The 25,383-nt window shown below is 59.8% G+C and carries 16 protein-coding genes; 9 read left to right on the forward strand and 7 right to left on the reverse strand.

Going from position 1 to position 25,383, the window contains the following annotated elements:
* On the forward strand, positions 1–282 hold a 282-nt coding region (locus tag AC5S3R_RS19150), incomplete at its 5' end, for a transposase (protein WP_494265411.1).
* Positions 266–3,847 (forward strand): carboxypeptidase-like regulatory domain-containing protein, encoded by a 3,582-nt coding sequence (locus tag AC5S3R_RS19155; RefSeq protein WP_494268796.1) that lies wholly within the window; start codon positions 266–268, stop codon positions 3,845–3,847. The genes AC5S3R_RS19150 and AC5S3R_RS19155, both read left to right, overlap by 17 nt.
* A 170-nt stretch (positions 3,848–4,017) precedes the next feature.
* Here AC5S3R_RS19155 and AC5S3R_RS19160 read toward each other — a convergent pair whose 3' ends face one another.
* A complete protein-coding gene (locus AC5S3R_RS19160) occupies positions 4,018–5,205 on the reverse strand; it encodes a glycoside hydrolase family 172 protein (protein WP_494268797.1) in 1,188 nt (395 codons plus the stop codon).
* Between the two features lie 120 nt (positions 5,206–5,325).
* Positions 5,326–6,357 (reverse strand): choice-of-anchor D domain-containing protein, encoded by a 1,032-nt coding sequence (locus tag AC5S3R_RS19165; protein WP_494268798.1) that lies wholly within the window; start codon positions 6,355–6,357, stop codon positions 5,326–5,328.
* Between AC5S3R_RS19165 and AC5S3R_RS19170 the strand changes: the two genes are divergently transcribed.
* Positions 6,337–6,570, forward strand: coding sequence for a hypothetical protein (locus tag AC5S3R_RS19170; protein ID WP_494268799.1), 234 nt, complete (start codon positions 6,337–6,339; stop codon positions 6,568–6,570). The two genes, AC5S3R_RS19165 and AC5S3R_RS19170, sit on opposite strands and share 21 nt — an antisense overlap.
* 220 nt (positions 6,571–6,790) lie before the next feature.
* Here AC5S3R_RS19170 and AC5S3R_RS19175 read toward each other — a convergent pair whose 3' ends face one another.
* Positions 6,791–8,830 carry a beta-N-acetylhexosaminidase gene (locus tag AC5S3R_RS19175; protein ID WP_494268800.1) on the reverse strand — a complete coding sequence of 680 codons (2,040 nt, stop codon included), beginning with the start codon at positions 8,828–8,830 and terminating at the stop codon, positions 6,791–6,793.
* 248 nt (positions 8,831–9,078) lie between these two features.
* Between AC5S3R_RS19175 and AC5S3R_RS19180 the strand changes: the two genes are divergently transcribed.
* Complete coding sequence (locus tag AC5S3R_RS19180) at positions 9,079–9,864, forward strand: DeoR/GlpR family DNA-binding transcription regulator (protein WP_494268801.1); 786 nt, start codon at positions 9,079–9,081, stop codon at positions 9,862–9,864.
* A 150-nt stretch (positions 9,865–10,014) separates the two neighbouring features.
* Here AC5S3R_RS19180 and AC5S3R_RS19185 read toward each other — a convergent pair whose 3' ends face one another.
* Positions 10,015–10,140: a hypothetical protein gene (locus AC5S3R_RS19185; protein ID WP_494268802.1), complete on the reverse strand. Its 126-nt coding sequence runs from the start codon at positions 10,138–10,140 to the stop codon at positions 10,015–10,017.
* Between the two features lie 174 nt (positions 10,141–10,314).
* Between AC5S3R_RS19185 and AC5S3R_RS19190 the strand changes: the two genes are divergently transcribed.
* Both AC5S3R_RS19190 and AC5S3R_RS19195 read left to right on the forward strand, forming a co-directional pair.
* Positions 10,315–13,731 carry an outer membrane beta-barrel protein gene (locus AC5S3R_RS19190; protein ID WP_494268803.1) on the forward strand — a complete coding sequence of 1,139 codons (3,417 nt, stop codon included), beginning with the start codon at positions 10,315–10,317 and terminating at the stop codon, positions 13,729–13,731.
* 486 nt (positions 13,732–14,217) lie between these two features.
* A complete protein-coding gene (locus AC5S3R_RS19195) occupies positions 14,218–17,703 on the forward strand; it encodes an outer membrane beta-barrel protein (RefSeq protein WP_494268804.1) in 3,486 nt (1,161 codons plus the stop codon).
* A 76-nt stretch (positions 17,704–17,779) separates the two neighbouring features.
* Here AC5S3R_RS19195 and AC5S3R_RS19200 read toward each other — a convergent pair whose 3' ends face one another.
* Positions 17,780–18,931 carry a tetratricopeptide repeat protein gene (locus tag AC5S3R_RS19200; RefSeq protein WP_494268805.1) on the reverse strand — a complete coding sequence of 384 codons (1,152 nt, stop codon included), beginning with the start codon at positions 18,929–18,931 and terminating at the stop codon, positions 17,780–17,782.
* A 100-nt stretch (positions 18,932–19,031) separates the two neighbouring features.
* Complete coding sequence (locus AC5S3R_RS19205; protein WP_494268806.1) at positions 19,032–20,279, reverse strand: amino acid deaminase; 1,248 nt, start codon at positions 20,277–20,279, stop codon at positions 19,032–19,034.
* A gap of 25 nt (positions 20,280–20,304) precedes the next feature.
* Here AC5S3R_RS19205 and AC5S3R_RS19210 point away from each other — a divergent pair, with 25 nt between their 5' ends.
* From AC5S3R_RS19210 to AC5S3R_RS19220, 3 genes are read left to right on the forward strand one after another with little or no spacing between them, the layout of a single operon-like run.
* Positions 20,305–21,777: an N-acyl-D-amino-acid deacylase family protein gene (locus AC5S3R_RS19210; protein WP_494268807.1), complete on the forward strand. Its 1,473-nt coding sequence runs from the start codon at positions 20,305–20,307 to the stop codon at positions 21,775–21,777.
* A gap of 24 nt (positions 21,778–21,801) precedes the next feature.
* Complete coding sequence (locus AC5S3R_RS19215; RefSeq protein ID WP_494268808.1) at positions 21,802–23,151, forward strand: GntT/GntP/DsdX family permease; 1,350 nt, start codon at positions 21,802–21,804, stop codon at positions 23,149–23,151.
* Between the two features lie 44 nt (positions 23,152–23,195).
* Complete coding sequence (locus tag AC5S3R_RS19220) at positions 23,196–24,371, forward strand: lactonase family protein (protein WP_494268809.1); 1,176 nt, start codon at positions 23,196–23,198, stop codon at positions 24,369–24,371.
* Positions 24,372–24,405: 34 nt separating this feature from the next.
* Here AC5S3R_RS19220 and AC5S3R_RS19225 read toward each other — a convergent pair whose 3' ends face one another.
* The gene (locus AC5S3R_RS19225) at positions 24,406–25,302 is read right to left on the reverse strand and encodes a cytochrome c oxidase assembly protein (RefSeq protein ID WP_494268810.1); all 897 of its coding nucleotides are present in this window, start codon (positions 25,300–25,302) and stop codon (positions 24,406–24,408) included.
* Positions 25,303–25,383 lie beyond the last annotated feature (81 nt).

Genomic DNA, 25,383 nt, shown 5'->3' on the forward strand with positions numbered 1-25,383 from the left:
GTGATTGCCGACAAGGGCTACGACTCGGACAAGATCGTCGCGCATGTGAAAGTGGCGATGAAAGCCCAGGCGGTGATTCCGCCGCGCTCCAACCGCAAGCTGCAGCGCGAGTACGACAGAACCTTGTATAAGCTGCGCAACCGCATCGAACGCTGTTTCAGCAGATTAAAACAGTTCCGCAGATTCGCCACTCGCTACGAGAAATCGAAAACGTGCTTCCAAGCCCTCGTCGCACTCGCCTGCTCTGCCATCATCCTTAACCTAATTGTCGATACGGCCTAATCAGGACACAGGCGCAACGCGCAGCACGCAAACCAGCGCCGAAGGCTCATATTCGCTCCTCGACGTGCTCCCCGGCACCTATTCCGTCTCCGCAGCCGCCAAGGGCTTTGCCTCCTATCGCATTCGCGACGTCAAACTGGAAGTCAACCGCCAGGTCCGAGCAGACATCACGCTCCAACCCGGCTCCGTCACCACGGAAGTCACGGTCACAGGCTCCGCGGCTACCCTGCAAACGGAAAACGCTGAAGTCAACTCGGAAATCAGCCAGACGCAGCTAAGCGCATTGCCCACCACCTCCAGCGCAGGCCGCAACTTCCAGGCGCTCTATACCATCATCCCCGGCGCATCCGCCGTGCAGGAAAAGAACTCCACCTCCGCCAATCCCTCCCGTTCCATGAGCGCCAACATCAACGGCACTTCCTACAACGGCAACACCACCCGCATCGACGGCGCCGTCAACTACTACGGCTGGCTGCCCTATCTCATCGCCTACGTTCCTCCCGCCGACTCCATTGAAAACGTCAGCTTCACCACCAACGCCTTCAATGCAGAGCAAGGCCAGGCCGGCGGCGCTACCATCAAAATCACCACCAAGTCTGGCACCGCGCACTTCCACGGCAGCGCATGGGAGTACTACCAGGACGCCGCCATCAACGCCAAGCCCTACACCTACACATCACCCACCGCTGTTCCCAAAAGCGTCTTCCACGAGTTCGGCTTCAACATCGGCGGCCCCGTTTACATCCCGCACATCCTCACCGGAAAAAAGAAGCTCTTCTTCTTCGAGAACTGGGAGCGCACCACGCAGCGCAAACTCATCACTGGCACCTTCACCGTGCCCACAACACAAATGCTCGCAGGCGATTTCTCCCAAGCCATCGACCAGGGCCTGCTCTACGACCCGCAACCCGGCGGAGCACCCATCGCCGATGGAACCGAAGGCGCAGTCAGCGGCTATCTACTACCAGCCAACCGCACCACCACCTTCATGTCGGAGTACGGCTGCAACTGCATCCCCGCATCGCGCCAATCCTACGCAGCCGCTACCATGCTCGCTCTCCTCAAGCCCATCTCCTCCACCATCGGCACCCCCTCCGACACGCTCATCTCGCAAGGCATGGCCAACGACTACATCGCCACCGGAACCTACGCCTACACCCGCACCACATCCGACTCGAAGATCGACTACGTTCCCTCTGAGAACACCCACATCTTCGGCAAATACTCCATCGAGCCCTTCACCATCAACGACCCTCAAGCTCTCGGCGCAGCAGGCGGCAACTCCATCGATGGCGGCCAGCCCGGTATCACCGGCGGACGCATCCAGAACGTCGGCCTCGGCATAAGCCATGTCTTCTCGCCCACGCTCGTTCTCGACGCCGACTTCGGCTACACCCGCCAGGTCTCCGGCGCACAATCCGCCATCGACATCGCCGACGGCAACTTCGGCACCGACACGCTGAAAATCCCCGGCACCAACGGCTCAACCGTTGACTACGCAGGCCAGCCCATCATCGCCTTCAGCCGCACGCCAACCTCCGTCGGCCTCGCCTTCTCCACGCTGGGCAACGCGCAAACCGCCAACCCCTTCAAGTTCCGCGACAACCAGTTCACCGGAGACGTCAACCTGAGCTGGGTCAAAGGCAAGCACTCCACCAAGTACGGCTTCACCTACTATCACTTCCTGCTGAATCACTTCCAGCCCAATCTCGGTTCCGGCGTCTCCAACCCGCGCGGCGGCTTCATCTTCTCCGGCCTCATGACCTCCACCGGAGGAGCCACCAACTATAATGCACTCGCCGACTTCCTTCTCGGCCTGCCCAACAACGGCACCGACGCCACCAATAGCCCAGTCTCCAAGGCCGAACAAATGTTCGATCCCAACTCCTATCGCTGGACAGAAATCGGCGCCTACGCGCAGGACACCTGGACCGTCACCCCGCAGCTCACCATCACCTACGGCATCCGCTACGAGTTCTACCCCACGCCCTACCGCAACAACAGCGGCATCTTCATCGTACATACAGAAAACCCGCTCGACAGGAACGTGGAAATAGGCGGCACCAACGGCAATCCTCAAGGCGCAGGCCTCGATGTAGGCCACGGCAACTGGGTTCCCCGCATCGGCGTCAACTACAAGCTCGATAACAAGACCGTAGTCCGCACCGGCTTCGGCCTCACCACCGACCCCGACAGCTTCCGCTTCCTCCGCGATGCCTACCCCGCATCCATCACCGAAAACTACACAGGCGCAGCCAACGGAACCATCGCCGTAGACACCGCCAACACCGCGCACTACAGCACCGGCGAGCCCATGACGCTCACCTACGGCATTCCAAAAATCAGCTACCCTGACCTCTCCACAGGCTTCGTCTCTCTGCCGCTCGCGGCCAGCACACAGACTGCCCCGCTCAAGTACGACCGCGGCTACATCATGAGCTGGAACCTCTTCTTCGAGCGCCAACTACCCGCCCAGATTGTTGCCAACATCGGCTACGTCGGCACGGAGTACGTCCGCCAGCCCGTCAACGTCACGCCTTACAACTCTGCACAGTTGCCCTCGGCCGGCACACCTTGCATGGCCAACGGCCAGTACACCCCCTCCACAGGACTCAGCGGTCCATGCAGCTTCCAGGCCAACACGCTCATCAACCAGCAGTGGTGCACCGGCACATCCAACCTCACCTGCTACAACAACGGTGCCATCACCGTGAATGAGCCGCTCTTCCGCTCCTTCTACAACGGCCTGCAAACGCAGCTCACCCGCAACGTCGGAAAGAACTCCATCGGCGTCGTCTACACCTACTCCAAGGCCATCGACTTTGAAGACAACGGCGCGGGCTCCGGCTCCGGCGGCACCACCTACAACTATCCCGGCTACTGGCAATACAACCGCGGCCTCGCCGGATACGACATGAAGCACAACGTCCAGATCTACGGCGTCTACAGCCTGCCCTTCGGCTACGGCCAGCCCTACGCTAACCACGGCGCACTCGCATGGATCATCGGCGGCTTCCAGCTCAACGGCCAACTTAGCCACCAGAGCGGCACGCCCTTCTCCATACTCGCCAACTCCAACCTGCTCGGCAGCATCGCTCCCGGCATCGGCTCTACCTTTGCGCAGCTCGTCAAGCCCTATCACCAGCTAGGCGGTCACAACCGCGGCGCAGCCGGCGGCACAGACCTCTCCGGCGGCAAAGGATGGTTCGACCCCTCCTCCTTCGCCAACCCCAACGTCGCTGCTTACACCGCAGCCAACGTCACTCCGCCCTTCGCCAACACTGGCCGCAACCAGTTCCGTGGCCCCGGCGTCACCAACCTCAACGCCAGCATCTTCCGCGCCTTTCACGTCTTCCGCGAGAGCGAGTTCCAGGTTCGCTTTGAAGCCTTCAACGTCTTCAACCACGCGCTCCTCTACTCCAACCCCAACGCCACTCTCACCTCAACCTCCAACATCGACAGCGGCAACTACGGCTCCTTAGGAACCGTCACCAGCTTCGGCCCCGGCTACTCTCCCACCGCAGGCTCAAGAACCCTGCAGTTCAGCGGCCGCTTCAACTTCTAAGACGAACCACGCCAGGAACAAAACGGCGGCAGCTCAGAAATGAGCCGCCGCTGTTTCTCTGCCGATTCACCACAAAAGCCCCGTGCCCCATCCTTCGCGCCTTTTGCAAAGGGTGGGACAGCACTCCCGCCAGCTCTCCCACCGCCAAGCTAAAAGCTGGAAGCTAACAGCTAAGAGCTGCCTTTCGCCCCCGGCCCACCCACAGCAAACAGCCGCGGAATCCTATCCACCGCCTTCGGCAGCGCCGGAAACTTCCCATGTGGCTCCGTCTGATACCAATACGCCACCGAATAAAAATCATCTGACCGCGTATTCGCATGCCCATGCTCCATCGTCACGCGAATCGACTTCTCAAACGTCACCGGACTCTCCGTGTGCCAGCGATACAAGCAATACCGCCCGCCAATCCGCTCCGCGTCCACCATGTACGGCGCTCCGTTGTGCGCAAAGCCAAAGGCCTGGCTCCCAAAATCCCACGCCCCGTTGTAGTAGTCTTCCGTCCCCGTCCCGTTAATCGTCGGCAGCGCATCGTCATCGATAAAAATCATGTCGTCGCCCTCGCCAAACCACCCATCCTGGTTCTGATAAACAGCATGCGTCACGCCCACAAAATGCCCGCGTCCCTGCGCTTCAAGAAAAATGTAGTTCCCCTCGCCATTCAGATTCTTGAGCTCATTCGCCGCCGCATCTCCGTTGCTCATCCAGTTATCCGTCACGCCCTTGCACGGAGCCTCCTGCCGGTACTGCGCATGAAACCGTCCCACATTCTCCGGCAGCGCGCCAAGCGTCACATAATCCACCGCAAAATAAAGCGCGCCGGTTGCTACCGGCCCTTCATTCGTAACCGTAATCTTCGCCGCCGTAGCAAACGGCATCTCGAAATACGAGTTCAACGCCTTCACCGGAGCCACCGCCAGCAGCTCCGACTCGTACGTGTAATACTCCCCCAGCCCCAGCCCAAAGAAATCCCCAATCGGCGTCTCAACAGAAGGCTCACTCTCGCCATCCCACCACGCCCGCAGCACAAGATTCTTCAAGTGGTGCCTGTCATCCGAAGCAATCGTGAACCACACATGCGTCACCACACCCGCACCTTGGATATCTATCAACGTAGCCGTAGCCCCCGGCTCCACGCGCACTGAGTCGCCATTCCCGCCGCTCTTGTCCCAGCTAGAAGCCCGCCGCGTTTTATACGACCGCAGCCGCGCCAGCCCCAGCAACTCCTCGCCGCCAGCTTCGCGCATCGCAGGCTCTTTCACTCCACCCTCACCCCATGCCGAGCCGGAAAGCACAGCCCCAGCCGCTGCCATCGTCCCCAACACCTTCCGCCGCGTAGGCAATCCACGCATCCCGTTCATAACGTCTCTCCCCTCCAAACAAAAACACGACACATCATATCCGCACACCCCACCGTCAATTCCCCAAAAACAAAAAGCGGCAGCTCATCGAGCCGCCGCTTCCTGTCACACGCTTATCTATCAGGGAACCGCAACAGTCGCAATATTCGATTGCACGCTGAGATTACCTGCGGCATCCACGCTCCTGACGGCATAGTCATAGCTCTGTCCGCTGGTCACCGCTTCATCCTCAAAGTTCGTTCCCAACTCACTCGAAGAATTCAGCGCTTGGTAATTCGTACTGCCGCTTGGCGCACGATAGACAAAATACCCAACCACGGGATCGCTTGAAATCGCCGGAGCATCCCACGTCAGTTGCACCTTATAAGAGGAGCCTGTTCCCACCGCAACGCCCGTCCCCATAAGGCTGACCGTAGTCGAGGAACCGCTCGAAGAGTTGCTGGAAATCACCATGCTTCCCGTAGCCGCTCCTGCCGCAGTTGGCTTGAAAGCCACATCCAGCGTCGCCGTCTGCTGTGGATTAATCACCAGCGGAAAGCTTGCGCCCGACATGCTGAAGCCGCTCCCGCTCAGCGTCACCGAATTCACCGTCACAGGCGAGCTTCCGCTTGAAGTCAGAGTGATTGTCTGCGTCGCAGAGCTATTCACCGTCACATCGCCAAAGGCAATGCTGCTGGAGCTAACTGTAAGCGTCGGCACCACGGCGCTTGCGCTCTCTCCCGTACCGGACAGGGAAACGCTCACACTCGAATTGGCCGCATTGCTGCTCGTAGCGGTCAGCGTTCCAGACGCCGCGCCGCTTGCCGTGGGAGCAAACTGAATCGTAAGTTGATACGAGGTGCCCGCACCAAGAGTAATCGGCAGGGAATTCTGACCCACCGCGGAAAACTCATTACTGCTGAAGCTCAGGCCGCTTACCTGGATCGACCCCGGCCCCGAATTTCGCAGCATCAGGCTCACCGTGACCTTCGTATTCACTGGCACGGAACCAAAGCTGATGGAATTAACAGAGGCGCTGAGTACGCCCTTGGCCTGGCTGGCCAGTGCTGTGCTGGCCGCGCCGCCACAGCCGGATAGGCCTATAAAGAAACAGCCTGTAAGGACGAAGAGAAGTAGGATGCAGCACGAACGATGGAAGCGGCGGACAGGCACATAATTCTGCACCTCAAAAAATCCGCAGAACACATCTTCTTTCTGTTGGCAGCCTATCGCTTGTTGAGTTTTTGTGAGGAAACGATCGAACGAATTCACAAGGCCCTGCCTGATATTTATTGGTTCAAGGCAATCAACAAGGATGCGCGAAAAGGGGCGCAAAAAATCAAAGAAGAACAACAACGCATTACTGAATCTGTATTAACTATCTGAACTATATTACGCCGCACTTCAGCACGGCATAACAATCTAGCGACTCTTGCGTATTTTTCGTACGAGATCAAAAGTCAGCAATACGACCTGCACATATACGCACAAAACTCCCCACCATCAAGGCCAGTCAATAGAACTATCTGGTTCCCATCTCAAACAAACAGGCCCCAGCTCTCCTTCTTCGGAGAACCGGGGCCTGTGCTCACACTTGTCTCGACAGCTATTTCGCAGCAGCCTCCGCCAGCTTCTCCAACGCAGGCAAAAACACAAACCGCACCAGCGCGCTCGGCTGCTCTGCATCCTTCAGCACAGCCTTCTGCTTGTCCAGCCAGCCAGCCGGTGCAGCCGTCTTCGCATCGAGATACGACAGCGACTCCAACCCAACCTGCGCCAGCGCCGCCAACTGCTTCACACGCGGCCCCGCATCATTCAACCGGGCATTCGTCTCCGTCCAGATCTGCAGTTGCGGAGCAGCCTTCTGCCACTCCGTAAAGCGCTCCCGCAAACGCGCTTCCGCAGCAGCCGATCTTGTGTCCTGATGCGCCACAACCGTATCCACATCACGCGCAATCGCCTGCCGCGTCGGCGGATCAGCCACCACGGCATCCACAAGCCGGTTCAGCGAAGTCAGCCCGTCAGTCTTCTGCCCATCTTCGCGCTCGCCAAAGCTCACCGGCTCCAGCACGCTGGCAAAAGCGTTGAAAGTCTCCGCGCGTCCCGCATCCAGGATGTCGCGGCGCATCTTCTGCGGTGCGCTCAGATGCGTCAGCCCCAGTCCTTCCAGTTCCAGCGAAGCATAATGCAGCCTGCGATACATATCCGCAACATCGCGGTCGCTCTGCGGGCTCCAGAACCGCTCCGCAATCGCCATCGTGCGCGGCCAGATACGCGAGTCAGCCGTCTCGAAATTAATCTGCTCGGCCCACATCGTCACTTCGCCGCCAAAAATCTTCTTCTGTTGCTCAGGAGTCAGCTTCGTATCCGCAGGCACCGGGTCAGCAAGGAACATCATCTCGCTCGTCTTCTGCGCATCGAGATAGTAAGGCGCGGAAAGAATTCCCGTGTACCCCTGCACCGCTCCAGCAGCCAGCGACTCATCCCCGCGCCAGCTCTGCACCATAATGTCCTTCGGCAGCGCCGGGTTCAGGATCTCGTCCCAGCCCACCATCTTCTTTCCATGCTTCTGAAGAATCGGCAACAGGCGCTGGTTGAAGTAGGCCTGCAAATCATCCTTCGATTTGAAACCTTTCTTTTTCATAAATTCCTGAATCGAAGCACTGGTCTTCCATCCCGAACCATCCACCTCGTCGCCGCCAATGTGGAAGTAAGCATCCGGGAAGATTTCGCCCATCTCGCCAATAAACGTGTCGAGGAATTTGTAAGTCGATTCCTTCGTCGGGTCCATCTCCGCTTCGTTCGTCGCGTATTCCTGGTACGTCTGCGGAAGATGCGTCACCGTGCGCCCATCGCCCAGCTCCGGATACGCCAGCACCCACGAAACCGAGTGCCCCGGCACGTCAAACTCCGGCATCACACGAATGCCGCGCTCCCGCGCATACGCCACGATATGCCGCATCTCTTCCTGTGTATAAAACTGCCCATGCGACGCGACCTGCGTCAGCTTGGGAAACTTCTTACTCTCCGCGCGAAATCCCTGGTCGTCGCTCAAATGCCAGTGAAAGACATTCAGCTTGGCCGCGGCCATTGCATCCAGCGTCCGCTCAATCTCCGGAATCGGCTCAAAATGCCGCACCACATCAAACATGAACCCGCGCCAAGCAAACCGCGGCGCGTCGTCAATCGAAACCGCCGGAACGCTGCACCCCTCGCCGTTCAGCTTCGCCAACTGCAGCAGCGTCTCCAACCCGTGCATCGCGCCCACATCGGTAGCCGCCGAAAGCGTAGCGCCGCTCGACGTCACATTCAGCTTGTAGCTCTCGTCCTCATCGAGCTCCTGGACCGCACCGCCCGGCCCCGCCACCTGCAGCGTCAGCGTCAACGCGTCGCCGTCCTTTGCATCATGTTGCGCCCGGCGAATCCCGCCGCACTCCCGGTCCAGCCGCACCAGGAATCTCTCCAGCGCGCCATCCAGACGAGCATCATGCGCACCAGAGAACCCCGCATGAAAATGCGCATCCAGCTTCAGCTCGCCCGTTCCCACCTGCACGCTCTTCGGCAGCGGCATCAGCGTCAGCTTCGCCGCATCCTGCGCGCTGCCTGCCTGCACAAATGCAGTCGTCAGCACTGCAATCGCCGTCATTCCCTGCAAAACCCTCGACCTACACATACGCATCCTGTTCCCTGAAACCATGTCTCTCCCCCACAAAGAAATCTCGCCATACGCATCCCGCGCTCAGGCGTCCCAAAAATTACCCTCGAAAAACCATTCCATGAGCATATCCTGCTATTTCAATCATGCCAACAAGCATTTCCTGAGCAATTCGAGTAAATTTGATTGATTAGGGAACCATTTTTCCGTAAACTTCGCCGAAACGCCTCTGGAGACAAATGTCCGACGCCCTAAGTCCGCGCTCAGAACTCATCCTGAAGCACCTGTTGCGCACCGGAACGGCCACCATCGAAGAACTTCTCGCCGTCGCCGGCTCTTCCGCGCCCAGCATCCGCCGCGACCTGGCGCGTCTGGAAAACCGTGGCCTCATCCGCCGCACCCACGGCGGAGCCACCCTCGTCGAGCCGCTTCTCTACGAGCCCTTTCGCTTCGACTCGTCCTTCCTCGCCCGCGAACAGCGCTTCGCCGCGGAAAAACGCCGCATCGGTCTCGCTGGCGCGGAGCTGGTTCAGGCCAACGAAACCATCGGCCTCACCGCCGGAACCACAACCACCTTCGTAGGCCGCTCCCTGCGCCACCGCGAAAACCTCAAAGTCATTACCAACGCCATCAACATCGGCATGGAGCTCTGCAACCAGCCCGGCATCCGCACCTTTCTCACCGGCGGAGTCGTTCCCTGGACCTGGTCCTTCTCGCTCACCGGCCACGCGGCATTGTCTTTCCTCGATGACGTCTACATGGACCGCCTCTTCGTCTCCATCACCGGCATCGACGCCGAGCGCGGCGTCACCCAGCTTGAGCCGGAAGAAGCTCTCGTCTTCCGCAAGATGATGAAGCAATCCAAGCAGGTCATCGCTGTCACGGATTCCAGCAAGCTAGGCCGCGTAGGCCCGGCCTTTCTATGCCCCGCCAGCGACATCCACATCCTGATTACCGACACCGGCGCATCCCCTGAAGCTCTGGCCCCGCTGGAGCGTCAAGGCATCAAAGTCATCCTCGCCTGAGGCTCCTCACTCCCCTTCATCCGGCGTCCCACGCCGGATGAGAGCATCTATCTTCTTCCATCTTTTGCTCTTTCTCTAAGCCTCTGCTCCCTGCTTCCCGCCTTTTACCCCTTAGCTTTTGAGCGCTTGCCCTTCATTCGGTCAAAATACTCAGAATTCTTCTTGAATTTTGTGAAGATTCATCCTATCTTCACCTAACAAGCAATTACCTTCTTCCCCTTCTGTATCGCCGGGCAATGAAACAAATGCCGGTTCGATGCAGGCGTCATCAACCATCAACCCATTAAAGTTCCCTGATTACGAAATTCTTAGTGAGCAGCCCGCACCCCGGAAAGATATAGAAAGCCGTTAAAGCACTACAAGGGTGAGCACGGGTTCCTTTTCCTCAGATCAATACGTTGTTCGTCATAGCACTTCAGTTCAATCCGAATGAAGTTCGTGGAGGCGAGCATGAAACGTATTCCCTCGTTCCTGGCCCAGTCGCTTTGTAGTCTCACACTCTTTGGCATAGTGCCGTGCGCAGCAGTGCTCAGTACACCATCCGCCACCGCCCAAACCGTTACAGGAACCATTCGCGGAACCATCACAGACCAGTCCGGGGCAATCGTGCAGGGCGCCAAGGTCACTGCCGTCAATATCGCAACCGGCATCCAAACCCCAGCCGTTACCAACTCTGCCGGCGAATACGCCATCCGCTTCCTGCAAATCGGCCAGTACAAAGTCACCGTGGAAGCCAACGGTTTTCAAACCACCAGTTACGGCCCCTTTGCCCTCGAAATCGACCAGGTAGCCAAGGTCGATATCCCGCTGAAAATCGGCACATCCAGCGCCACCGTAGAGGTCTCCGCGGACACGCAGCCCATCCTGCAAACCGAAAGCCCCACCAACGGCGAAACCTTCACTGAAAACGCCATCAACAGCATCCCGCTCAATGGCCGCGACTTCGCGCAGTTGACCGTTTTCACCCCCGGCGCAGTCTCCACCGGCTACGGCTCTTACGGCTCCGTCAGCGGCAGCGCATCCAACTCTTCGGAGCGCTCCACCAACGCAAGCAACGAAGCCAACGTCAACGGCAGCCGCCAGCAGTCCAACAACTTCCTCCTAGACGGCCAGGAAATCAACGAAAACCTCAACAACACCATCGGCTACAGCCCCAGCCCTGACGCACTCGGAGAAATGCGCGTCATCGCCTCCAACGCCAATGCCGAATTCGGCAACGTCAATGGCGGCGAAGTCGTCATGGTCACCAAGAGCGGCTCCAACCACTTCCACGGCAGCGGCTTCTGGTTCCTCTCCAATGACAACCTCAACGCCAATAGCTGGCTCAACGATTCGAGCGGCGCGCCCAAACACGCCTACACCCAATCCACCTTCGGCGGAACCATCGGCGGCCCCATCATCAAGGACAGGCTCTTCTTCTTCGCCGACTATGAGGGTTTCCGCTACCACTCCAGCGGTCAGACTGCCTTCAGCCTTGCTCCCGCAGCATTTCTAAAAGGCGACCTCTCTTCTGTCCTTAACGTTCTCGGCATCCAGCTCTATGACACGCAGCATCTGGACGCAAATGGTCGCCCAACTCCCTACGCCAATAATCAGGTTCCGGTAAACAACCCGGTCGCGCAGTTCCTCGCGGCGCACCCCGAGGCTTATCCCACACCCAACAATCCCACCTCGGACCCCATGGGCATCTATCAGAACTTCCTCGGCCCGCAAAACGTCTTCTCGCGCAACAACCAGGGCGACGTCAAAATCGACTGGAACATAAGTAGCCACGACACGCTCTCAGGCCGCTACTCGCAGGGCTATGCCGAAGACGCAACCGTCAGCGACCCCGTCCCCGTCCAGTTCCCCAGCGGCTCCAACTACCCTGACCACTTGGGAACCATTACATGGACGCGTACCTTCTCACCCTCCATCGTGAACTACGCGCGCGCCTCGTACTCGCGCATCCAGTTCAACAGCGGCATCACCATTGACCCCTCCGGCATCTTCGGCCTCACCGGTAACGCCACCGTCGGCATCCCCAGCAAAGCGCAGCTCGCCGCCGGCTTCAGCCAGCAGACCTTTTCGACCAACTCGCAGAACGGCTATCCCAGCAACTTCGGCGCAAACCCAACGCCGGAAGTCTTCGTGGATAACGTCTACGAATACGCCGACAACCTCACCTGGCAGCATGGCCGTCACCTGCTCAAATTCGGTGCACAGTTCGCCCGCTACCAGCAGAACAGCTTCTATCCCGGCAACGACGGCGAACTCGGCCAGTTCACCTACAACGGCCAGTACACCGCTGCGAATGGAACGCCCTATCCCTTCGCGGACTTCCTTCTCGACCGCGTCAACGACGTGCAGATTGGCGACGTAACCGGACTCACCGGCCAGCGCCAGTGGCGTGACGGTGTCTTCGCGCAGGACGACTGGAAAGTCACCGATAAGCTCACCCTCAACCTCGGCCTGCGCTGGGAGTTCGACCAGCCCATCTACGAAGTCAACGACAAGATGGCCAACGTAGATATGACCACCAAACAAATCATCTATGCCGGTAAAGATGGAGCAAGCCGCGCTCTCTATGACCCAACCTACACGCAGTTCCAGCCGCGCTTCGGCTTTGCCTATCAAATCAACCCACGCTGGGTAGTTCGCGGCGGCTACGGCATCACCAGCTACCTTGAAGGCATGGGCGCCAACCTCCGCCTCACGCAGAACCCGCCCTTCCACGAAGACTTCGAGCAGCAGGGCCAGAACCCCACCGTCACCTCCACCGGCGTAGTCACCTCCAAGGGAACCTACTACCAGGCCTCAGACGGCTTCCCAACAACCACCGCAGCCACCACCACCTTCTACGTGTGGCCCAAAGACCTCAAGCCCTCCTCCACGCAGGAAGCAACCCTTACCACCGAATATGAACTGACGCCAAGCTCCACCTTCCAGGTCGGCTACGTCGTCATTCTCGGCCACCACCTCACGCAGCCTTACTGGGGCAACCAGCTCCTCGCACCCGGCGACACCGCACCCTACGCCAACATCGTCGGCCAGAACGGCGTCATCAAGATCAGCCAGACAGAAGGAGCCAGCAACTACAACGGACTGCAGGCCGTCTATCGCCAGCACCTGACACAAGGTCTCGAACTCACCGCCAACTACACTTACGCCAAATCGCTGACCGACAACTTCGGCTACTACGGCGTATCCAACGTGAACAGCGGCCAGTACTACCAGCAGGACGCCTACAACCCCGCAGCAGAATGGGGCCCGTCAGGCTTCGATATCCGCCACTCCCTCAGCGTAACCGGCGTCTATGACCTGCCCTTCGGCCGCGGCAAAAAGTTCGGAGCCAACTGGAACCGCTTCGTCGATGAAGCTCTCGGCGGCTGGAAGCTCTCCGGCTCGAACGTAAGCTACGGAGCCTTCCCCATGACGGCAGGTTCCCCGGCGCACTACTCCAGCACGGTCTTCGCCTACACCGGCGCAGCCCGTCCCAACCTCCTTCGCCCGCTTCATGTGCATGACCGTTCCATCGGCGCGTACTGGGGCACGGACGTGCAATCCGGCGGCGCAGCCGCAGCCTGCGCACCTGACACCGACAACGGAAGCTGTACTTTCCAGGAGCAATCCAACTTCGCCTTCGGCAAGCTGAAACCCTTCTGGCTCCGTGGCCCCGGCTTTGAGCAGGTCGATTTATCGGTATCGAAGAGCTTCACCGTATGGCGTGAACAGCACTTCGACTTCCGCGGCGACTTCTTCAACGCCTTCAACATCGCCAGCTACCAGTCGCCGGACTCCGGCGTGGCCGACAGCAACTTCGGCCAGATCACCAACACCAACTCAACCGAGCGCCACATCCAGCTAAGCCTCAAGTACGTCTTCTAGCCCAATCATCACCCAACAAACAAGGGGCGCGAGATTCTCGCGCCCCTTAATCGTTTCCCCATCGTCCAACCCACCAGATACCAAACTCCCTCAGCCCTCTATCCCCTATATTTTGAGCGAAATGCAATCTTTAGCTGATCCTTATACCCCAAAATGCACACTACTGTTGAGCATTTGACCTGAATTCGTTCAAATTCTTCTTGTGTTTTCCGAAAATTCATCCTATCGTCAATCCACAAGCTAAACCTCTGTACCTACCCGTGCCTGCATACGGAGCAGTCAGGAAACAGTCCCGTACAGCGCGGTTGCGATTAACTTGATGGAACCGGAAGTCGGTTACCACCCCACCAGGAGGCCTGGAGCGTTCCAAAACAGGCCCCAGATGTGCATCTCCCCCGATACGAAAAGCACAACAAAGTCGCGCCCGGTCCCTCGGCATTACGACTCCATTGGATCGCAGCGACAAAAGAAAGAAGGAGACACGCCATGACACAACTCAATGAGAGGCAAGTGGCAAATTGTCGAGCAGAGCGCAGCATTGGCTCGCTTACGCGGTTTGCGGCAAAGCAGGGCTTCGCGCTCTTCGCTTTCCTGCTCGCCGTGCTGCTGGCCATTCCGCAGCTCACCCGCGCCCAGGAGCTTACGGCTACCCTTTCGGGAACCGTTACCGACGCAACCGGAGCCGTAATCCCCAACGCTGCAATTACCGTCACGCAAAACGGAGTCAACTCCGGCGGCCGCGCCATCCAGTCGGACGCTTCCGGTAACTACGTCCTCACCAACCTTCCCGCCGGAACTTACACGGTGAACGTGACCGCCAACGGTTTTGAAAGCGTGACGGCCAAGAACGTAGTTCTCACCGTCGCGGAAAAGCGCGGCTTCAACATCACTCTCAAGGCCGGCGCAGCCTCGACTACAGTAACCGTCGAAGCCACCGCCGTTACCGTCGATACCGAAACCAGCTCGCAGGCTGGCAACCTCAGCGGCGAACAGATTCAGGGACTTGAGCTCGCAGGCCGCAACTTCCAGCAGCTCGTCACCCTGCAGCCCGGCGTCGTCAGCCAGATGGGCGACGAAACCACGGCCTCCAACACCGCCATGTCCGTAAACGGTGCCCGCACCACGGCCAATAACTGGACCGTGGACGGTGCCGACATCAACGACTCCGGTTCCAACGGAACCGTCGTCAACACCCCCAACGTCGATGCCATCCAGGAGTTCACCCTCCAGCGCGGCAACTACGACGCGGGCTATGGCCGTTCCGGCGGCGGACAGGTACTCGTTGCCACCAAGGCTGGTACCAGCTCCTTCCACGGAAACGCCTACGAGTTCGTCCGCAACACCGCTCTCGACGCCAACGAGTGGTTCAACAAGCGCGCGCAAGCCATCAACGACGAGCCCAACAAGAATCCCACCAACCACCACAACGTCTATGGCTTCACCATCGGCGGCCCGGTTTACATCCCCAAGCTCTACAACACGGATAAGAAGAAGACCTTCTTCTTCTGGTCAGAAGAGTGGCGCAAGCAGAGCACGCCCGGCGGCGACTCCTTCGCCGCGGCCTCGCAGGCAAATCTCGGCGGATACTTCACGATTCCGGGTTCTGTCTCCAACGGCGTGGTCACGCCTGCCACCGAACCCAACGCGCCCGCAGGCTGCATCACCGGCTGGACCATCGACCCGACCACAGGCAATGGTTCAGGCACCGTTCAACCCTCCTGCTACTCGTCGAACGCCAAGGTCTACCTGAGCAACATCTTCGACAAGTACCCGGCCAACGACGGTGGCAACTACACCTTCTCCTACTCGGCGGCGAACAACTTCCGCAATGACATCGTTCGCATCGACCACTACTTCAACGACAAGGTTCACTTCTACGCCCGCTACATGAACGACGACATGCCGGTCGAAGACCCTGAAGGTCTCTGGGCTGGCTCCAACTACCCCGGCCTCGCCAACACGCTCGTCAACTCGCCGGGCAAGAACGTCGTGGGCAACCTCACCTGGACCATCAACCCCAAGGTCGTCAACGAATTTGAATTCGTATGGGCGCAGGGCACCTACTCCGGCGTCTACAAGCAGGGCGTTCTGGCAACGGATAGCTCCGTCATCGGACAGCTCACCAACCAGTGGACTCCGGACCCTTACGGCAAGCTGCCCTCCATCTCCATCACGGGCGTAACCGGCTTTGCCGCCGGCTCTTCTCCCTACACGGAGCGCAACCTCGACCGCACCATCTTCGACAACCTGGCCTTCAGCTTAGGCAAGCACACGCTGCGCGCCGGCTTCCAGACCCAGTGGATGATTAAGACCGAGAACGCCATCAACGGCAACCCCGGTTTCAGCTTCAACTCTTGGGGAGACTTCCTCGTCGGCAACGTAGCCAGCTTCGGCCAGACGCTGCCCGACATCATCCCCGACCTGCACTTCTCCAACGCGGAAATCTACCTGCAGGACGACTGGAAAATTACCCACCGCCTCACGCTCAACCTTGGCGTACGCTGGAGCCGTTTCCCGTCCTCAACCGACGTGAACAACACGCTCTCCAACTTCGATCCCAAGTACTACGCCCCGCAGTTGACACCCGAAATCGACCCCAGCAGCGGCAACTTCGTCGCTGGCCAGTCCATCAACGGAGTTGACCTCCTGCCCTCCAGCTACACCAACGGCATCATCTTCCCCAGGGGCGCGGCCTGCTCAGCGGCACAGAAGATTTCACCCTTCGTCTCCTGCTCGCCCTTCGGCAAGTACGTCAACCCCAACTACAACGCCAACTTTGCTCCGCGTCTCGGCTTTGCCTATGACCTCTTCGGCACCGGCAAGACCGTCGTCCGCGGCGGATTCGGCATCTTCTACGACCGTCTGTTGAACGGCATCTGGGAACAGAATGCCTTTGCCAACCCGCCGCTGGCGCAGCGCACCACCATCGTCAACGGCAGCTTTGACAACATCTTCAACGGAGCCACCTCTGTCTCCTATGGCCCCAACGGTCTCACCGCAACCGGCACACCGGCCTTCAAGGTGCCTGATTATGCCAACTACAACCTCTCGGTGCAGCACCAGCTTCTGCCCAGCACCGTGTTGGAAATTGCATACGTAGGCAACCAGGCGCGCCACCTCCTCGGCGAGTTCGATGAGAACCAGCCCACGGTGGCTGCGTGGGAGACCAAGCCCACCGGCGCCAGCGTCAACTACATCCGCCCCTACAAGGGCTATGCAGGCATCACCTCGCGTGCGCCGCTCTTCACCAACAACTACAACTCGCTGCAATTCAGCGCCAATCACCACTCGCATGGCCTTCAGGTAGGTGTCTCTTACACCTTCGCGAAGGACCTGACGACCAACACCTCCGACCGCAGCAACATGGCGACCAACAGCTACGACTTCTCCATGGACTACGGCCCGGCCAACTTCAACCAGAAGCACACCTTCACCGCCAACTACGTCTATGACCTGCCGTGGTTCCGTGCGCAGCATGGCTTGGAAGGTCGTGTTCTCGGCGGATGGGAAGTCTCCGGAATCACGCAGTTCCTCTCCGGCCAGAACTTCTCGCTCTCGAACATCCGCGACCCGTTCGATCCGCAGGGCCTGAACCAGGGCCTCGGTCTCGGCACCTATCGCCCCGACCAGGTCGCTCCGGTTCACGCGACCAAGAAGGTTGGCGAGTGGTTCTCCACCGACTCCTTCGCAAACGCCGTGGGCCACTTCGGCTCGGAGAGCAACGGCAGCCTCGTAGGCCCCGGCTTCAACAACTGGGACCTCGCGGCAATCAAGAACGTCCGCATCTGGAACAGCATCAACTTCCAGCTCCGCGGCGAATTCTTCAATGCCTTCAACCACGAGAGCTTCAGCAGCGTGGATTCAGCGCTGGCCGATCAGAACCTTAGCGATCCTGCGAATAGCAGCTTCGGCAAAGTCACCGGCGGCCACTCACCCCGCCGCATCCAGATCGGTGCCAAGATCAACTTCTAACCCAACCGGGCCCACAAGCCCCAACAACAAAGGCCGGAGCTTAAGCTCCGGCCTTTTTATTTCCAGTCAGCAATGATTAGTTCTTAGGCAACACCTCCGGATCACTCGCCGGCAGCTTCGTCATCACATGCACCAGGTGCTGATCCTCTTCCTCGTTCAACTTATTCGTCAGCTCAAACTCCGCTTTCGCCTCCGCCGTCTTCCCCATCGCCCGGTACAACCGCGCCAGCCGCCAGTGCGCCGCCGCCTGCTTCGGAGCCAGCCGAATCGCCTCTTTCAGCTCCACAACCGCCGCGTCATTCTTTCCCTCATCGGCATAGAGACTCCCAAGGTCGCGATGCGCCAGCTCATTCTCCGGAGCCAGCTTCACCACCTTCTCCAGCAGCACCTCAGCATCCTCGCGCCTGTTGTCCTTCATCGCAATATCGCCCAGATAGAGCATCGACAACACATGCTGCGGATTGTTCGCCAACTCCGCCTCAAACTCCGTCTTCGCCTCCGGATACTGCGCCTTCGTCCACAGCAGATACCCAAGCCCAAAATGCACATCCGGCTGCTTCGGGTCTGCGGCAATCGCCTCGCGAAACTCCTTCTGCGCGCCGAGCGGGTCTTTCATCTCATCCAGCGCCTCACCCGCCATCATGTGCGCTTCAGCCGAGTCCGGCTTAATCGCAATCACGCGATGAAACGCATCCAGCACGCACTGAAAATCTTTCGCAAACAAACAGGCATGCGTCAGCGTCATCTGCAAATTCAGATTCGACTCATCCCCCTGCGCCGCCACCTTCAAATAAGGAGTCGCAGCCTTGTACTCATTCAGCCCAAAGTGCGACATCCCCATCAGCAGCGCAATCCGCCCGTCCTGCGGATTCGCCTTCGCCATCGGCCCAAACATCACAATGGCGTTGCGATAGTCACCCGTCTTGAAATAGACAAGCCCAAGATTCGGCCTCAACCCCGGCATCGCCGGAGCAATCCCCATCGCCTTCTTATAGGCAGCAATCGCAGCGTCAAAGTGCTCCTGCCGCGCCGCCAGTTGCCCGATATGCGCAAACGCCTCCGCATCTGCTGGATGCTTCGCAGCAAACGACCGCCACACCGCCTCAGCCTCAGCCGTACGCCCTTCATGCTCCAGTTGCGCTGCCTCCGCTCGCGGATCAGCTTGCGCCACAGCAACAGGCGCAGCTATCGCCGCCATCAACACACCCGCAAGCCAACGCTCCATCATCCGCCTTAAATATCTCCCGACTGACGCTTGGTTGGGATAGCACCCCCGCCAGTTCCCCCACCATCAAGCTAGTAGCTAAAAGCTAGAAGCTAATAGCTGCCTAGAAGTACGTTCCCACCACATCCACCACGCGAAACTTCTCATCCACAATCGGAATCACGCGCCACTTATCAAACGTCAGGCAGGGGTGGCAGATATCAAACCCAACCATGTCGCCCACCTTCACATCATCGCCTGCGGTAATCTCCAGAAACGCATGCTGATCCATCAGCTTGCTCACCACCCAGTGCGCCGGAGCACTCACCGGAGCCTTATCCCCCGGCCTGTAAAACAAAGCAGGCACCGGCAGCCCTGAATCAAACGCCGCATCGCGCCGTCCCATGCCCACAATCGCCCGCCCCGGCTCGGGAATCGACTGCACATAAGCCCACACATGCAGCGCCGTCTCCAGCCCCGGCTGCAGCGCGCACGCCACTGGGTTCGACTTCTCCATCCGCAACTGCGCCTGCCGGTACGATCCCACATCATGCGTCAGATAACACCCAGGCCGCAGCACAATCTCCACATCTTTTGCCACAGCAGCCGCGGTAAACTCCTCCGCAACCACGTCAAACCATGCCGAACCAGCCCCCGTAAGAATCGGCTTGCCCGTAAACCTGTTATCGGCAATCAACGAAGCCGTCACGCCGCAAGCCCGCTGCAAAAACCCGCGAATCGCAGCCTCATCCTTCAGCACGCCCTCATACACTTCCACACCGCGCAGCACAATCGCATCCTTATGCTTCGCAATAGCCTCCAGCACCTCGCGCATCTGCGTCTCATTGCGAACCCCGGCGCGGCCACCCTCTACGCCAAGCTCCAGCAGCACATTCAGCTTCTTGCCCTTCGCGCCAAAGTAGTCCGCAAGCTGCGCCACCAGCGCCGCCGAATCCACCAGGCAATAAAACTCAAACCCCGGATCGCTCAGCAGCCCCGCAATCGATGCAAAATTCGCCTTGCCTGCCAGCTCATTCGCCATCAGCACGCGCCGAATCCCGTAGTCATACGCCACGCGAGCCTGCTGCGCCGTCGCCACCGTAATCGCCCACGCGCCCGCTTCCACCTGCATCTGAAAAAGCCGCGGAGCCATCGTAGTCTTCCCATGCGGAGCCAGCTTCACGCCATACTCCGCAATAAATCTCCGCATCCATTCCAGGTTGTGCTTCAGCTTGTCGCGATACAAAACCGCTGCAGGCAGGCTCAAATCTTCAGCCAGCAAGCTCCAGCCCAACCCGGCAATCTCTGCCTCTGTAGCCGGCGCCGTCATCGCACCCAGCCCCTTATTCCACGTATGTATGAATGGCCGCATAATTAGCCTTTATTCTAAAGTCAGCATGGTCGATTACGATTTCATCTTTCGTCAGGCCAGCGTCATAGACGGCACAGGCCGCGATGCCGAAACTCTCGACGTAGCCATACGCCATGGCCGCATCGCCACCCTCGCGCCGTCCATCGCCCAGCGCGCCGCCACCGAAATCGACGCCGCAGGCCTCGTCCTCGCTCCCGGCTTCATCGACACGCACACGCACGACGACACCAGCGTCATTGAAACGCCGGAGATGCTCCCCAAAATCTCCCAGGGCGTCACCACCGTCGTCGTCGGCAACTGCGGCATCTCCGCCGCCCCCATGCGTTTCCATCCAGCCCGCCCCAAGAACGAGCTGCCCGACCCCATGGCGCTCCTCGGCAAGCCCGAGTACTTCCGCTATCCCACCTTCGCCAGCTACGTGGAAGCCATCGACGCCGCACAGCCCTCCGTCAACGTAGCCGCACTCGTCGGCCACACCGCCCTGCGCAGCAATCATATGGACGACCTGCACCGCCCGGCCACCGACGAAGAATGCGCCGCCATGCGCTCCGACCTCTGTGAAGCGCTCTACGCCGGAGCCCTCGGCCTCAGCACCGGCCTTGCCTATCACAACGCCGCCGCAGCCGGTTCCAAAGAAGTCTTCTCCATCGCCCAGCTTCTCGGCCCCGCCCGCGCCGTCTACACCACCCACATGCGCACGGAAACCGAAGCCATTCTCGAAGCCATGCACGAGTCCTTCCAGATTGGCCGTGCCGCCAAAACCTCCGTCGTCATCTCGCATCTCAAGTGCGCCGGCATCGACAACTGGGGCCGTGCCGAAGAAGTTCTCGCCACCCTCGACTCCGCCCGCGACAGCCAGGAAGTCGCCTGCGACTGCTACCCCTACGCCGCCGGTTCCTCCACGCTCGACCTCAAGCAAATCGACCCCCGCGTCAAAATCACCATCACCTGGAGCGACCCGCACCCTGAAGTCGCCGGCAAAACCATCGCGGAAATCGCCGAAGAGTGGGGCGAATCCCAACCCGAAGCCGCAGCCAAACTCCAGCCCGCCGGAGCCATCTACCACTCCATCTCCGAAACCGACATGCGCCGCATCCTCGCCCATCCCGCCACCATGATTGGCTCTGACGGCCTCCCCCACGACCCGCGCCCCCACCCGCGCCTCTGGGGAACCTTCCCCCGCGTCCTCGGCCACTACTGCCGCGAAGAAAAGCTCTTCTCGCTCCCGCAAGCCATCCATAAAATGACCGGACTCCCCGCCAGCCGCTTCTACCTGCAGGACCGCGGCCAGATCCGGGAAAACTTCCACGCCGACCTCGTCCTCTTCAATCCCGAAACCATCCTCGATGCCGCCACCTTCACCGACTCCACACTTCCCTCCGTCGGCATCCACAGCGTCTGGGTCAACGGCACGCTCACGTATACTTCCTCTGGCCTCACCGGCACACGCGCCGGCCGTTTTCTGCCGCGCAGCACCCGCACCAACTGCACGCAATAAAATCCATTCCCAGCGCGGAGCCGCATGATCGACGCCCATAGCCTCTTCCTTCTCGTATCCACGGCCATTGCCGTCGTCGTGCTCATCCTGCTCGTCGCCATCGCCAAGCTCAACCCCTTCCTGAGCCTCTTCGTCGTCTCGCTCTCGCTCGGCGTAGCCAGCGGCATGCCCTTCTCCACCATCCTCAAGTCCTTCGAGACCGGACTAGGCAACACCCTCGCGCACATCGCCGTCGTCGTCGCCCTCGGCACCATGCTCGGCAAAATGATGGCCGAATCCGGCGGAGCCGCCGCCATCGCCAACTGCATCGTCGAATGGTCCGGCGAAAAACGCGTCCCCTGGGCCATGATGCTCATCGGCTTCCTCGTCGGCCTGCCCGTCTTCTTTGAAGTCGGCTTCGTGCTGCTCATCCCCATCGCCTTCACCGTAGCCCGTCGCACCAAGCAGCCGCTCCTCCTCGTAGCGCTCCCCATGGTCGCTGGCCTCTCCGTCGTGCACGGCCTCATCCCGCCGCACCCCGCAGCGCTGCTAGCCGCCACCATCTACCACGCCGACGTAGGCCGCACCATCTTCTACGGAGTTCTCATCGGCCTCCCCACCGCCATCCTCGCCGGTCCGCTATGGGCAAAAGTCGTAACGCCGTCCATCCAGCTCCCCGAAGAAAACCCGCTGCTAGCCGAGTTCACCGCGCAGCCAGAATCCAAAAACGCCCCCGGCTTCACCATCACCCTCGCCACCATCCTGCTGCCCGTCGCGCTCATCCTTATCGGAAGCTGGGCCGACAGCTTCTCCGCACCCGGAACCACTCTCAACGAAATCCTCCACCTCATCGGCAACGACGACATCGCCCTCCTCATCGGCGTCCTCATCAGCTTCTACACTTTCGGCAAGCTCCGCGGCTTCAGTAAAGAAGCCGTCCTCCGCTTCACCAATGAAAGCCTGGCCCCCACCGCAACCATCACCCTGCTCGTAGGCGCAGGCGGCGGCTTCGGCCGCGTCCTCTCAGACAGCGGCGTCTCGAAAGCCATCGTCACCATCGCATTAGCCAGCCACGTCCCACTGGTCCTGCTCGCATGGCTCCTGGCCGCATTGGTCCGCCTCGCCACCGGCTCCGCAACCGTTGCCATGACCACCGCCGCCGGAATCGTCGCACCCATCTGCATGACCTCGCACTACCCTCACCCCGAGCTACTGGCAATCGCCACCGGAGCCGGCTCGCTCGTCTTCTCCCACGTCAACGACGGCGGCTTCTGGATCGTAAAAGAGTATCTACAAATGTCCGTCCCGCAGACCATCAAATCCTGGTCCATCGCGGAAACCATCATCTCCGTCTCCGCGCTCGGCTTTGCCATGGCACTCTCCGTCCTGCCATAACGAAATAAAATAACTGCGTCGCTCTCAAAGGAAACCCACCACACATGAACAGCCTCACCCGCCGCACCTTCCTCCAAGCCACAGCAGCCGTCACAGCAGGAGCCACCCTCATGCCCAAAGCATTCGCCGCCTCTGAATCGAACCACGCCTACGTAGGCACCTACACCGGAGCCGACGGCCACGGCGAAGGCATCTACCTCTTCGACTTCGACCCCGCCACCGGCGCGCTGACCAATCGCAAGCTGGCCGCGACAACAACCAGCCCCTCGTGGATCGCATTGCATCCCAACAAGCGCTTCCTCTATGCCGTCAATGAAGGCGAAAAATCCGGCTCCGTCACCGCCTTCGCCGTAGAAGCCGATCATTCTCTCCGCAAGCTCAACACAGTGGACTCCCACGGCTCCGCGCCCTGCCATCTCAGCTTTTCACCGGACAGCAAACACGCCTTCGTCGCCAATTACATGAGCGGAACCCTCGCCGTGCTCCCCATCGCCGCCGACGGCTCCCTCGGCGAAGCCACCGACGTGCAAACCCACACCGGCGTCACCGGAGCACCCAAGGGCGCAACCAGCGGCCCGAGCGGTAGCTACAACGCCATCGGCCACGACGCCCCGCACGCCCACTTCATCCATGCCGACATAGCAGGCCGCTTCATCCTCGCCGTTGACCTCGGCCAGGACCTCATCTACACCTACAAATTCGACTCCGCCTCCGGCAAGCTCAGCAAGCAGTTCACCACCAGCATCCCCAACGGCGACGGCCCGCGCCATCTGTCCTTCCATCCCAACGGCAAGTGGATTTACCTCATTACCGAGCAGGCCTCCACGGTCACCTTCTTCCACTACAACCCGGAAACAGGCGCACTCGAATCCCAGCAAATCCTCTCCACGCTGCCCGAAGGCTTCGCAGGCACCAGCTTCGGCTCGGAAATCACCATGCACCCCAACGGCAAGTGGCTCTATACCGCCAACCGCCTGCATGACTCCCTCGGCATCTTCACCATCGGCGCGGACGGCAAACTAACCCACACCGCCCAGGCGCACACGCAAGGCGACTACCCCCGCCACACCAACATCGACCCCAGCGGCAACTTTTTCTACGTAGCCAACCAGAAGGGCGACAACATCCCCACCCTCCGCATCAACCAGCAAACCGGCGCACTGGAGCCAACAAGCCACTATGCAGCAGCAGGCACCCCCGCCTGCATCCTCTTTGTGTAATTTCGTTGTCAGGAGAAAAAGTAAAGCCGAGGCCCTAGCCTCGGCTTACTTGTACATACCTCTGCGGCACCCGCCGCCTCTTCGGCTTCAGCAGATACCAGGTCATCCCCATCGCCGGCAGCAGCATCACGATGGAGTTGAAGACCCACATCCCGCCCCCCGCCGCAATCTGGTCCTGCAGCGGAGTCAAATCCGTCACCCGGTCCGCCGCAGCATAGTTCGGATAGAGCACCTTCCCCGCAAAAACCAGCGTCCCCGAAAGCGCCGTATTGACCAAGTCAGAAGTCAGCAGGTAGGGAATCACCGTCCACCGCGGCCACCGCGGCTTCGTCGGCCACGGCGCAAGAATCACCCACCAGAACGCAAGGTTGGTCACAAAGAAGCACAGATGCTCAAAGTCGTGAATGTTCTCCGACTCAAACGTCAGCTCAAACATCGCCGGAACATGCCAGCCAACATAGGCCACGTTCATCGCCAGCCAGATGACCGCCGGATGCGTAATGGCACGCCACGCCGCATGCAGCCATTTGAGCCGCAACAACGGCCCAACCACACCGCGAATCAGCCAGCCCGGCAACCCGCGCAGCATCGGCACCGCAGGCGCGCCCAGCATCATCAGCGGCGGAGCCACCGACATCAAAATGAAGTGTTGAGTCATGTGCGCAGACAACAGCACGTCATCCAGCGCATCAATTGGAGAAGCCAGCGCCATCCACAACGCCACACACCCGGCGGTGAAAGCACCAGCTCTCCAGAGAGGAAGTTCGTATGGCCGCGTCTTATACGCTTGGAACCACCCGCGCCAGTAAATTACCAGCGCGAGTACTAGCCCGATGAACGGCACCAGCGGCAGAGTCCATCCATGCGCCACCGCATCATCGATCGAATGAATTGCAGCGTCGTCATCGAATAGAGCCAAAAGCAAAGTCACTACTTCTGTCCTGTCACCTGCGCAACAACCTGCCGCGAAGCATCCACTGCAGGCGGTTCATAATTCGGTTTCAGCGTTTCG

The organism is Occallatibacter sp. FHG110214_02 (assembly GCF_059115385.1).